10 protein-coding genes are annotated in these 12293 nt (G+C 34.8%); 7 read left to right on the forward strand and 3 right to left on the reverse strand.

Annotated features, from left to right (window positions below):
- The first annotated feature begins 75 nt into the window (after positions 1-75).
- The 5 genes from H8R24_RS13495 to pruA all read left to right on the forward strand — a co-directional run bounded on the left by H8R24_RS13495 (position 76) and on the right by pruA (position 5957).
- Positions 76-1326 (forward strand): type IX secretion system plug protein, encoded by a 1251-nt coding sequence (locus tag H8R24_RS13495; protein ID WP_187019933.1) that lies wholly within the window; start codon positions 76-78, stop codon positions 1324-1326.
- A gap of 85 nt (positions 1327-1411) precedes the next feature.
- Positions 1412-1798 (forward strand): Co2+/Mg2+ efflux protein ApaG, encoded by a 387-nt coding sequence (gene apaG / locus H8R24_RS13500; protein WP_187019936.1) that lies wholly within the window; start codon positions 1412-1414, stop codon positions 1796-1798.
- A 432-nt stretch (positions 1799-2230) separates the two neighbouring features.
- On the forward strand, positions 2231-3088 hold the full coding sequence (locus H8R24_RS13505) for a hypothetical protein (protein WP_187019938.1): 858 nt from the start codon (positions 2231-2233) through the stop codon (positions 3086-3088).
- A 20-nt stretch (positions 3089-3108) separates the two neighbouring features.
- Positions 3109-4128, forward strand: a complete 1020-nt coding sequence (ctlX, locus tag H8R24_RS13510; protein ID WP_222617409.1) for a citrulline utilization hydrolase CtlX — start codon at positions 3109-3111, stop codon at positions 4126-4128.
- 200 nt (positions 4129-4328) lie between these two features.
- Complete coding sequence (pruA, locus tag H8R24_RS13515) at positions 4329-5957, forward strand: L-glutamate gamma-semialdehyde dehydrogenase (RefSeq protein WP_187019941.1); 1629 nt, start codon at positions 4329-4331, stop codon at positions 5955-5957.
- A 159-nt stretch (positions 5958-6116) separates the two neighbouring features.
- Here the strand turns inward: pruA and rsmG are convergent, their stop codons facing one another.
- Positions 6117-6746, reverse strand: coding sequence for a 16S rRNA (guanine(527)-N(7))-methyltransferase RsmG (rsmG, locus tag H8R24_RS13520; protein WP_187019943.1), 630 nt, complete (start codon positions 6744-6746; stop codon positions 6117-6119).
- 109 nt (positions 6747-6855) lie between these two features.
- On the opposite strand from rsmG, the gene H8R24_RS13525 reads away from it, so the two are divergent.
- Both H8R24_RS13525 and H8R24_RS13530 read left to right on the forward strand, forming a co-directional pair.
- Entirely contained in the window at positions 6856-7950 is a 1095-nt protein-coding gene (locus H8R24_RS13525; protein ID WP_187019946.1) for a fatty acid desaturase family protein, read from the forward strand.
- 91 nt (positions 7951-8041) lie between these two features.
- On the forward strand, positions 8042-9229 hold the full coding sequence (locus H8R24_RS13530) for a pyridoxal phosphate-dependent aminotransferase (RefSeq protein WP_187019948.1): 1188 nt from the start codon (positions 8042-8044) through the stop codon (positions 9227-9229).
- A gap of 297 nt (positions 9230-9526) precedes the next feature.
- Here H8R24_RS13530 and H8R24_RS13535 read toward each other — a convergent pair whose 3' ends face one another.
- A complete protein-coding gene (locus H8R24_RS13535; protein ID WP_187019951.1) occupies positions 9527-11455 on the reverse strand; it encodes a DUF2207 domain-containing protein in 1929 nt (642 codons plus the stop codon).
- A gap of 2 nt (positions 11456-11457) precedes the next feature.
- Positions 11458-12012 (reverse strand): LemA family protein, encoded by a 555-nt coding sequence (locus H8R24_RS13540; protein ID WP_187019953.1) that lies wholly within the window; start codon positions 12010-12012, stop codon positions 11458-11460.
- Positions 12013-12293 lie beyond the last annotated feature (281 nt).

Below are 12293 nucleotides of genomic sequence, written 5' to 3' on the forward strand. Positions count from 1 at the left end.
ATTCCACCGAATAAAATTCTACAAAACACCAATTATAAATTAGTATATTTAGCGTTTTTTAAACCCGTTGTTTCCATGAAAAAAATAAGTACATTACTCCTGTTTTTAACCATTCAATCTTTGTTCGCTCAAGTGGAAACCGAAGTCGCGCCTTCCTTTAACATTAAAACAATTACTTTTATACAAAACAATCAAAACACAGTACCCATTTTTCAATTAGGAACTGGTTTTCAATTGCAGTTTGACGATTTATACGGCAATGAAGCCGATTACTACTATGAAATTATCCATTGTGATTACAACTGGAAACCATCCGAAATACCAAAAAATGATTACCTACAAGGATTTGACAACCAACGAATTCAAGAATACACCAATTCCTTAAACACCTTACAACTTTATTCCCATTATAAGCTTTCGATTCCCAATCAATTCACTCAGCAATTGCGAATAAGCGGAAACTATATGTTAAAAATTTTAAACGAAAATAAAGAAGTAGTTTTTTCTCGAAAGTTCATTTTATACGAAGAATCAGCTAGCGTGCCAATGCAAGTTAAACGAGCACGTACAGTAAACAACTTAGAGTACAAACACAATATCGAGTTTAGCATCACCTCAAGCACGATCAATTTTCAAAACCCGATTAAAAATATAAAAATTGCATTGTTTCAAAACGACAAGATCAATGAAGCCATCAAAAATATTGTACCGCAATACACCATTGGCAACGATTTAATCTATAAATACGATGCCGAAACACAGTTTTGGGCTGGAAATGAATTTTTGTATTTCGAAAATAAAGAAATAAAAGTTCCAGCAAACTTCATCTCAAAAGTAGATGCGAGCAGCGCTGTTTACGGCGCCTATTTATACACTCATAATGCCCGAAGAAACTTTCCTTACACGAATACGCAAGACATAAACGGTCGCTTTCTAGTCAATAATATCAATGCTACGGCCAGCGAAATTGAAGCCGATTATGCTTGGGTTTATTTTAGCCTTTCGGCACCTACATTTAGATTAGAAAAAGACATCTACATTAATGGTATGTTTAATAACTACATCCTATCTCCCGAATACAAAATGGATTACGATCCAAAGAAAGGTATTTACGAAAAAGCCCTTTTGATCAAACAAGGATTCACTAATTATCAATATGTCATCGCTGATGCAAAAGGTAAGATCGATAATGAAAATGCTATCGACGGAAACTTTTATCAAACCGAAAACAACTACACCATTCTTGTCTATTACAAAGCAAATACAGATCGATATGATAAAGTGATTGGCAAAGGAACGACTAGCTCCACCAATATCATCAATTAACAAAACATTACAAATAAAAGCATAATATCATGTTATTTTTTTTTGTAATTTTGTTCGTATTACACACCTATTTACAACTATACAAATGGTTTCTCAAATAACAAGAGGTATAAAAATATCGGTTTTAACTAGTTTTGAAGGTACTTATTTCAAAAACTATAAGATCCATTTTGCCTTTAGTTACGAGATTACAATTGAGAACCACAGTAAAGATTCTGTTCAATTAACCTCACGTCATTGGGAGATATTCGACTCTTTAAACGACGATGAAATAGTGGACGGTGAAGGAGTGATAGGCAAAAAACCCGTATTAAAACCAGGAGAACAACATACCTACAGTTCAGGCTGTCTTTTAGCTTCGCCTTACGGAGCGATGAAGGGTTATTTTAATATGATCAATTTTACTACTACTAAAACTTTCAAGGTTTTTGTACCTACTTTTAGGCTAAGCGCCCCTTTTGCATTGAATTAACGTTTCCTTATTTAGTGTTTTTCTGCTCTTGCGCTCTTAAAACATAAGAGCATCGCTAAATCTATATCTTGAATTAGATTTAAGCTATCCGAAATAGAATAGTCACACTGTCTTTTAGAATCTCACCAGCCATCATTTTACCGCATACAATTGAATTTTTTTACTTCCAGACCTGTCATGCTATATTATTTCATTAAAAAGTAGCTTCACAGTCCCTAAAACTCAATTACACAACCAAAAAATTACATCAAAAAACTATATTTTTTTTTCTTTAATTCACGTGAATTTATTAAATATAACACATAAATAAACTTTTTTTTGGTTAATTTGACTTGTTTTAGCGTTAAAAAAAACAATTATCAAAATAACCTTTGTACTTTTACCGCAAACTATAATAGCAGTTTACTTATTACATATTTATCAAAAAAAACTATGGTAAAGCATTTAATTCGATTGTTTGACAAGCACGTTTTATTTTGGGAAAACCCAAAAATGATAAAAACCATAAGCTCTTTTTTAGTTGTGGTTTTTATTACATGTGGAATTTGTAGCTTTTTAGTAACTCAAAATTTAATTTCTTTAGGCCATTTTAATACTTTGTTTAAGCATCGCTTCTTTGCTATCGAAATCGTGTTTACCATTCTTTTAATTTTCGAATTATTGAGCTTGATTTTTGTTTTACCAAAATCTGTTACACGCTCTTTAGGCAAACAATTTGAGTTGTTATCAATGATTTTCTTACGAGATGCCTTTAAAGAATTTAGCCACTTAGACGATTTTATTCTATGGGAGGATTCCAGTAAGTCAATTATAAATATCCTGGTCTATTCTTTTGGGGCACTTACCATTTTTACAATCATGGGATTCACCCGAAAATTAAATCGGGAAATACAATTACCAGAAACCTATGTCAACCAATATCAGTTTGTTCGTATTAAAAAACTACTAGCCCTATTCTTACTATTAGCCTTTTTCGTTATAGGACTTACTGATTTTTTTGCTTTAGTACAAACAGGTGTTTTTTTACATTCATTCGAAACATTTTATACGGCGCTAATATTTACTGACATTGTCATCGTACTTGTCTCGTTACGATTCACCACAAACTATTATAGGGTATTTAGATACTCCGCATTTGTATTGGCTACCATTTTGATTCGAATATCACTAAAACTAGAACCTTGCTACAATGTTATACTAGGAATTATAACTACCATTTTTGTATTCACTTTAGCAAAAGTCTACCATTATTTCCAAAAATGGCTCACACATAGAGAACTAACAACCTAATAAAAACCAAACCAAAAACTATGAAAACCAATAAACTAACCACTCTCTTACTAATTACATGTGCTATGATGCAGTCCCAAAACAAAGAATTAAAATCTACAACTTTAAATCAATCTACAACTAGCATCCTTATGGTGCGTCCTGCAAATTTTAGTGTAAACATTCAAACATCAGAAACGAACTATTTTCAAAAAGAACTCAAAGACCTAAATCCCGAGCAAATAAAAAGCAAGGCGTTAAAGGAGTTTGATGATATGGCCGCAACCTTAAAGTCCAAAGGAGTTGATGTTAATGTGATAAACGACACCCAACAACCCGTTAAACCAGATGCTGTATTCCCTAATAACTGGGTAAGCTTTCATCCGGACGGAAAAGTTATTTTGTACCCAATGTTAACGCCAAATCGATTAGCCGAAATCAGAACTGATGTTATTGATTCACTAAAAACCAAGTTCGAAATCTCAGAAACTATTGATTTTTCGAAGGAACATTATAATAAAAAATACTTGGAAGGAACAGGAAGTATCATATTCGACCATGTGAACAAAGTGGCATATGCTTGTTTATCTCCTAGAACCGACAAAGATTTATTTGTAAAAGTTAGTAATTACTTAGGCTACAAACCTGTTTATTTTCACTCATTCGATCAAGACAACAAAGCAATTTACCACACTAATGTTATGATGTGCATAGGATCTCAATTTGCGGTTGTATGTTTAAGCAGCATAACAGATACAAATGAGAAACAACAATTAGTGAACTCCCTTACTCAATCAGGACATCAGATTGTAGATATCACATTTGAGCAACTAAACCATTTTGCTGGAAATATGCTAGAACTAAAAACTAAAGATCATAAAACAATCGTGGCTATGTCTCAAAGTGCCTATAATAGTTTAAATCCAAACCAAAAAAAGAATCTAGAACAATACAGTGAACTTGTTCCACTATCTATCAACACCATTGAAACAATTGGCGGAGGAAGTGTGCGATGTATGATTGCCGAAGTATATTCACAGCCCAAAAAACCAACAAATTAAACATCATTTCTATGCTTTAATTCTCCGCAACAGCAGAGCGGAGAAATGGAGCATTTAACACCAATAGTTACGCAAAATTCAAATAAACCTTTGTACTTTTGTGTCACAATAAATTTTTCGGCATCTTTTTGCTTAAATTTTATCCAATTTCGAATGTCTAATCTTATCTGTATTAAAACAGATTAAAAAATTAAAATATCATGCTAAAAGGATTTTTTCACGTACCAAAAGCGGTAAATGAACCAGTAAAAGGGTACGCACCAAATTCACCTGAAAAAGCAGCCGTACAAGCAGCTTATACCAAAATGTGGAATTCTAAAATTGACGTGCCGTTATACATCGGAAGCGAAGAAATTAGAACTGGAAACACAAAAAATATGTCGGCTCCTCACGACCACAAACATATTGTAGGAACCTACCACCTTGCGGAGAAATCACATGTGGAGCAAGCGATTGCAAATGCATTAGAATCTAGAACTGCATGGGCAAACATGGCTTGGGAGCAACGCGCAGCTATCTTCTTGAAAGCAGCTGAATTGATCGCAGGACCATACAGAGCGAGAATTAACGCTGCAACAATGATTGCACAATCAAAAAATATTCACCAAGCAGAAATTGATGCTTCATGTGAGTTAATTGACTTTTTACGTTTTAACGTAGAGTTCATGACTCAAATTTATGCAGATCAACCTTCTTCTTCATCTGATATGTGGAACCGTTTAGAATATAGACCTCTTGAAGGATTTGTATACGCGATAACTCCATTTAACTTTACAGCAATTGCTGCCAATCTTCCAGCGAGTGCTGCAATGATGGGTAACGTTGTTTTATGGAAACCAAGTGATAGCCAAGTATTCTCGGCACAAATCATTATCGAAGTATTCAAAGAAGCAGGTGTTCCTGATGGAGTTATCAACGTCGTTTTTGGAGATGCTTTAATGGTAACTGATACCGTTCTTGCTAGTCGTGATTTTGCCGGTATCCACTTTACAGGATCAACTCACGTATTCAAAGATATTTGGGCAAAAATAGGAACTAACATTCATCACTATAAAACGTATCCAAGAATTGTAGGAGAAACGGGTGGTAAAGATTTTATCATTGCACATTCAAGCGCCAACCCAAAACAAGTTTCTACTGGAATTGTACGTGGTGCTTTTGAATTTCAAGGTCAAAAATGTTCAGCAGCTTCTAGAGCTTATGTTCCACAAAGTTTATGGCCAGCAATTAAAGAACAAATTATCACGGATGTAAAATCAATGAAAATGGGTTCTCCAGAAGATTTTAGTAATTTCATTACTGCAGTTATCCACGAAGGTTCATTTGACAAACTAGCGAGTTTTATTGACCAAGCTAAAAAAGATGCTGATGCTGAAATCATTGTTGGTGGAAACTACGACAAATCAGTTGGGTACTTCATTGAACCAACGGTAATCGTTACTACTAACCCTCATTACTCTACAATGGAGACTGAGTTATTCGGACCTGTAATGACAATCTACGTATACGAAGATGCAAAATGGGAAGAAACATTAGAATTAGTAGATTCTACATCTGAATATGCATTAACAGGAGCTGTTTTCAGTCAAGATCGTTACGCTATTGAAGTAGCTACAGTAAAATTACAAAACGCTGCTGGTAACTTCTATATCAATGACAAACCAACAGGTGCTGTTGTAGGACAACAACCTTTTGGTGGTGCTAGAGCCTCAGGAACAAATGACAAAGCAGGTTCTCCATTGAACTTATTGCGTTGGGCTTCTCCTAGAACTATCAAAGAAACTTTTGTTACTCCAGTGGATTACAGATACCCATTTTTAGGAGAATAAATCCCCCTAACCCCCGAAGGGGGAACTACAAATAAAAAACCCACAAAATTCAAATTAATTTGAGATTTTGTGGGTTTTTAGAATTTTAGACCAAATGGCATCGCCAAGCTATCTTAGTTCCTCAGTCATTATGAAATTGCTTCCTTCCTCGCAATGACCTTAAACGACAAACTTTAACGGTACATGCACTACCTTCTTAGTCTCGAAGAATTCATCTTCAAAAAAGTCGGCTAAATTATATTCTGTAGCCTTTGGGAAGTCTTTTAGTTCCTCGGTTAAATCACCTCCTTTAAGGTAGAGAATTCCGTTTTGCAAAGCGTGCTTGTTCTGTTTTTTAATCTTGCTTTTAATCCAAGAAACAAAATCGGGCATATTGGTCACGGCACGACTTACAATAAAGTCAAAATCTCCTTTTACATTCTCAGCTCGCAATTGTTCTGCTTTTACATTCTTTAATTCTAAACCATCGACAACACCTTGAACCACTTTTATTTTCTTGGCGATTACATCAATCAAATAAAAACGCGTTTCAGGAAAAAGGATTGCTAAGGGAATTCCCGGAAACCCGCCACCTGTACCTACATCTAGCACATAAGTCCCTGGTTCAAAACGCATCACCTTTGCTATCCCTAATGAATGTAAAATATGCTTTGTATATAAAGCGTCTATATCTTTTCTTGAAATAACATTTATTTTTTCGTTCCAATCGTGGTATAAAAAATCCAATTTTGCGAATTGCTCCTTTTGAAGATCGGTTAAATTGGGAAAATACTTAATAATCTCGTCCATCGTTCTGTTTTTTTAACAAAAGTACTATTTTTAAGTCTGAAATATTTAACTCAATTTTGCATAGTTGAAAATTTTAATAATTATCTTTGGGACTTATTACATTTACTATATGATTAATACCGCACCTACATTTGCAAAGCAAGATAAACTGAAGTTTTTCAGAACGCTTAACTCACGGGTAAACAATTACTTCAAAGAAAACAACATACAAAAAACCGGAAATTGGAAATTGTATTTGAAAACGATTATACTGATCACTGTTTTTCTTGCACCTTACTTTGTGATTCTTACACTTGATATGCCTTTCTGGGCACATTTACTATTGACCATCGTGATGGGAATAGGGATGGCTGGGGTAGGTATGAACGTGATGCATGATGGAAATCATGGCTCGTATTCTAATAAAAGTTGGGTTAATAAATTCATGGGAGGAACCATTTATGTTCTTGCAGGAAATGTATACAACTGGCAAGTACAGCATAATGTATTACACCATACGTATACGAATATTCCTGGACATGATGAAGATCTAGACGCAGGACGAATTATCCGTTTTACAAAAAGTGCCAAATGGCATAGTTTTCACCGTTTTCAACAATATTATTCGGTTTTCTTATACGGACTTTTAACTTTTAACTGGGCCATTACAACCGATTTCAAACAAATGAAAAGCTACCTGAGAAGAAAACTATCTTACGGAGAAGCTAAGAGCCCAAAAATTCTTTGGACCACTTTAATCATTACAAAATTAATTTACGTTTCGATCTGGATCGTATTGCCTATCGTGATTGGAATTACTTGGTGGAAAGTTTTAATTGGCTTTTTTATCATGCATTATACTGCAGGATTGATTTTAAGTGTTGTTTTCCAACTGGCACATGTTGTTGAAGAAACAACAAATCCATCACCAAATGAATTAGGCGAAATGGACAACACTTGGGCTATTCACCAATTGTTTACCACTACTAATTTTGCTCCCAGAAATGCTATTGTAAACTGGTACACTGGAGGATTAAACCACCAAATTGAGCACCACATATTCCCAAACATTAGTCACATTCATTATGGTAAAATTGCGCAAATTGTAAAAGAAACAGCATTAGAATGTAACTTGCCTTATTACGAATACAAGACAATGCGTGCTGCGGTTATTGCACACTTTAAACATTTGAAAGATTTAGGTATGAAACCCGAAATGATATAAAATACGTTGATAGCTACCAACGTCAAAAATAAAACTAAAAACTAATAATTAACCTCCCTATTTAAAAAACAGGGAATTCAACACTATTTTAATGAACCCACTTTCAGACAGAATTAACAATCTAGCGACTTCACAAACATTAGCAATGGCTGCTTTAGCTAGAGAATTAAAAGCACAAGGAAAAGACATCATCAGTTTAAGTTTAGGAGAACCTGACTTCAATACACCTGACTTCATTAAAGAAGCAGCAAAACAAGCAATTGACGATAATTACAGTACCTATTCTCCAGTAGAAGGATACGGTGACTTGAAAGAAGCAATTTGCCGTAAATTTAAAAGAGACAACAACCTAGACTACAAACCATCTCAAATTGTAGTTTCAACAGGAGCAAAACAATCATTATACAATATTGCTCAAGTAATGCTAAACGATGGTGACGAGGTTATTTTACCTGCACCTTACTGGGTTTCGTATTTTGAAATCGTGAAATTATCTGGAGGTGTTCCTGTAGAAGTGCCTACTTCTATCGATACTGATTTTAAAATCACACCAGCTCAACTAGAAGCAGCAATCACACCAAAAACAAAAATGATGTGGTTCTCTACTCCTTGTAATCCATCAGGATCTGTTTACAACCGTGAGGAATTAACAGCTCTTGCTGCAGTATTAGCAAAACACCCAAACATCTATGTTGTTGCTGACGAAATCTATGAGCACATCAATTTCTCTGGGACTTTTTGTAGCATTGGATCTATCCCAGGAATGCTAGAAAAAACAATAACAGTAAACGGAGTTGCCAAAGCTTTTGCTATGACAGGATACCGTATTGGTTACATAGGAGCACCTGAATTTATTGCTAAAGCATGTACAAAAATTCAAGGTCAAGTAACTTCTGGAGCTAATTCTATCGCACAACGCGCTACAATTACTGCTGTAGACGCTGATCCATCTGTATTGAAACACATGGTTGATGCCTTCCATTCTCGTAGAGATTTAGTAGTTGGTTTATTAAAAGAAATTCCAGGAGTAAAAATCAACGTTCCAGAAGGAGCATTTTACGTATTCCCTGACGTTTCTTCATTCTTCGGAAAAACATTAAAAGGAACCGAAATCAAAAATGCAATGGATTTATCGATGTACCTTTTGGCCGAAGCTAATGTAGCAACAGTTACAGGTGACGCTTTTGGAAACCCAGACTGTATCCGTTTCTCATACGCAACTAGCGACGAGATCTTAAAAGAAGCTTTAAAAAGAATCAAAGCTGCTTTGGCACTATAATTAAAAACTGCAAAGTCTCTAAACCGACTTTTATACATACTAATACCTCAGGAATTTTTCTTGAGGTATTTTTTTTTTGGGCGTGCCCCGCCCAAAAAAAAGCGGGGCGGGCTATGCGTTACAATCTTTTTTTCATTCCACTATCGCTCCATGATAAAAAAGGATTTTCACTACTATCCCTCACGCGAAATAGTACGCAACTATACGGTTTTATTGTAAACTAGTAGGGGCAAAACCATGTTGTTTTCTTGCAAGAACTCCCTGCTCCTCTATGCTCAGTCTAAAAAGCAGAATCGGCTACCAGCCGCCACCGCCACCGCCACCACCACCGCCGCCGGAACTTCCACCACCTGAACTACCACTACTCCAGCTACCACTGCTTCCGCTACTACTAGAACTACTAGAGCCACTAGAACTACGTGGTGGCGTAGGATCTACTCTAGATGCGCTTACTGATTTTCCAAAACTAGAAACAAAACCACTAGATGTAATATAAAAACCTTCATTGCCTGAATACCACGCAGGGTCATATTTAGCTAACTCAAGTACGTTTTCAAATTGTTTGCCCCAAGCCACATCTACATCTAGTGCAATAGCGTAAGGTAATAACTCTTCAAATAATTCTGGAGTTTGCTCTGGTGGGTTAAGCATATTTATACGGTCTTTTTCAGCAGTTTCTAAATAGAGTTTAAATCCTCCTATCCTCTCCATTGCTTCTATACCTATTTGTGTATGTTTTTCAATATTATAAACATAAACAATATAAGCCAATATAAGAATAACCTGAACCCCTAACTGCATCCAAGTAACCATAAACAAAGAGACAATATAAATAAATACAGTAGGTATTACCCAGAAAAAGCACAATAAACCTCTAAGAATCATTAAACCTATATGTTCAATTTTATTTCTAATCCACAATGTAACCCCTACTGATCCAACAATCGCTATCATTAAAAATGCATAGTTAGCATAGCCTTTTGTTTTACTCAATAATAAAAAAATCAAACCTACATTTACAAGCAATAAAAAACCCACAATTTTTTTTCGAGTGGTACTTACATGATACGTGTCAATTTTAATTTGTTTGGTAACCCTATTTTGCCATGCATTATAAGCTTTTTCGAATATTTTATACGAAGTCATACTTACTAAAATTCGTACTCGATTAGCAAGAGGTTTAAAAAAAGCTTCCTCCTCATCACTTAAATTACTAGGCGTTTTTTTTAAAACCTCAATCTCATATATTTTACTGTTTGTAAAAACACCTTCATCAATAGTTTCATTAATTTTTATCGCTCCTTTGACAGCTGTATTTATGACTGATGCCATATACACTTCGTCATTAAACCCATTATTATAAACGTAGCCCACAATAGCTGGCGACCAGTCAAAAGGCGGCCTAAACTCTGGAATAATAGCATTCGAGCGGTTGCGTTTTTTTACAAACCTTTGATAATAACAAAAAAACAAAGCTGCGATTCCAAATAATACAGACCATAACATCTCTTTTATTTGTTTATAAAATGAAGCCGATTTTTCAAGTGTACTAGGAGGCAAAACTAACCCTTTATCAAAAGAAGCTGCAACAGTCAGCCCTTCATAAGGGCGCAAACCGTCAATAGAAAAACTAGCCACCGTTTTATTATTAATTAAAAGATTGTTAGCATTTGAACCTTTAGCACCTTCTGCACCACTGTAACTATACAAACTTTTAAATTCGGCATTTTCTGTAGGTAAATAAATCTCACAAGTAGCATGATCAATCGAAAACTCCCAGTCGTTTCCTGTCACGTTCCAGTATAATTCATCATAACCCTCAAAGTACCCTATTTGATAGGGCATACTGTAGGTGATTTGATACGTATAAGTACCTGCGTCTAGCTCCCTATCTTTACTACCTATATAAATTTTATAAAAATCATCTTCCTCTTTTGTGAAATAAGGCTCTTCTATGCCGTCCTTTTTAATGGAACTAATCTCATATCCTAAATCAACATCATTACCATCTTTATCTTTTCTGTTTAATGGCAACACCCTTAGTAATCCGTGTTTGAATTGATTTCCTTCTGCTTTAATTTGAATGTTTTCGGTAACCTGAATAATTCCAGAATGTTGGATTTGAATTTTTGTATCAAAATGAATGATCCTTTCTTGCGCATTCCCATAAAAAAAGAACAACAAACTTATAAAAACGACTATTTTTTTTACTTGCACTACTCTCATAATTAAAACTGAACTTTAGGCGTTTCCCTTTGTGAAGCATCTGCTAATACTAAAAATTCTTTTTTAGCAAAACCAAAAGCATTTGCAATTAATACCCCTGGAAAACTTTGCACCGCAATATTATAATCTCTTACCGTACCGTTATAATATCTTTTAGAGCGCTCAATATCGGTCTCTAAACTTAATAAATCTGTTTGTAAACTCTGAAAGTTGGTATTGGCTTTTAAATCAGGATAATTTTCTGCCAAGGCAAAAATCTTAGTTACTGCCTGAGTTAAGTTGGCGTCCAATTGCATTTTCTGATCTCCATTCCCTGAGGCAATAGCTTGATTTCGTAAAGCCACAATTTCAGTCAAAGTTTCCTTTTCGTGTGTCGCATATCCTTTGATTGTTTCAATTAAATTCGGAATCAAATCAAACCGTTTTTTCAATATCACATCAATCCCACTCAACGCCTCCTCAACCATATTCCTTTTGGATACAAAACCATTATAGAGCATAATTAAAAACCCAACAACTACAATAAGTAGCAACAAAATAGCAATAAGTAAAATCATCTTTAAAATTTAAAAAATTCATATTTTTATAAAACCCCCACTCAATAAACCATTGAGCATGGCAATCTGCAGCTATAAAACGCCTTAGCATCTAAAACGCTTTTCGAAAATACACATTTTAGCGCTATCTATAAAACTTTACTTTCAAAAAACTAAAAAAAACATTCCCTTGGGCGTGACCCTAAAAAAAGGGTCGGGATATACAGAGGGCACTGAAAAACTACGCATATTTTGATTAACGTCGTTTTCTAGAGATTAAAAAAGCGCTTATAATAGGATTT

It is taken from the genome of Flavobacterium muglaense (genome assembly GCF_014305155.1).
In the GTDB taxonomy this organism is placed as follows: domain Bacteria; phylum Bacteroidota; class Bacteroidia; order Flavobacteriales; family Flavobacteriaceae; genus Flavobacterium; species Flavobacterium muglaense.

Excerpts from the sequence above, each read along its gene's own strand:
- H8R24_RS13495 (WP_187019933.1), top strand. The coding sequence starts at position 76 with ATGAAAAAAATAAGTACATTACTCCTGTTTTTAACCATTCAATCTTTG.
- apaG (WP_187019936.1), top strand. The coding sequence starts at position 1,412 with ATGGTTTCTCAAATAACAAGAGGTATAAAAATATCGGTTTTAACTAGT.
- H8R24_RS13505 (WP_187019938.1), top strand. The coding sequence starts at position 2,231 with ATGGTAAAGCATTTAATTCGATTGTTTGACAAGCACGTTTTATTTTGG.
- ctlX (WP_222617409.1), top strand. The coding sequence starts at position 3,109 with ATGAAAACCAATAAACTAACCACTCTCTTACTAATTACATGTGCTATG.
- pruA (WP_187019941.1), top strand. The coding sequence starts at position 4,329 with ATGCTAAAAGGATTTTTTCACGTACCAAAAGCGGTAAATGAACCAGTA.
- rsmG (WP_187019943.1), bottom strand. The coding sequence starts at position 6,746 with ATGGACGAGATTATTAAGTATTTTCCCAATTTAACCGATCTTCAAAAG.
- H8R24_RS13525 (WP_187019946.1), top strand. The coding sequence starts at position 6,856 with ATGATTAATACCGCACCTACATTTGCAAAGCAAGATAAACTGAAGTTT.
- H8R24_RS13530 (WP_187019948.1), top strand. The coding sequence starts at position 8,042 with ATGAACCCACTTTCAGACAGAATTAACAATCTAGCGACTTCACAAACA.
- H8R24_RS13535 (WP_187019951.1), bottom strand. The coding sequence starts at position 11,455 with ATGAGAGTAGTGCAAGTAAAAAAAATAGTCGTTTTTATAAGTTTGTTG.
- H8R24_RS13540 (WP_187019953.1), bottom strand. The coding sequence starts at position 12,012 with ATGATTTTACTTATTGCTATTTTGTTGCTACTTATTGTAGTTGTTGGG.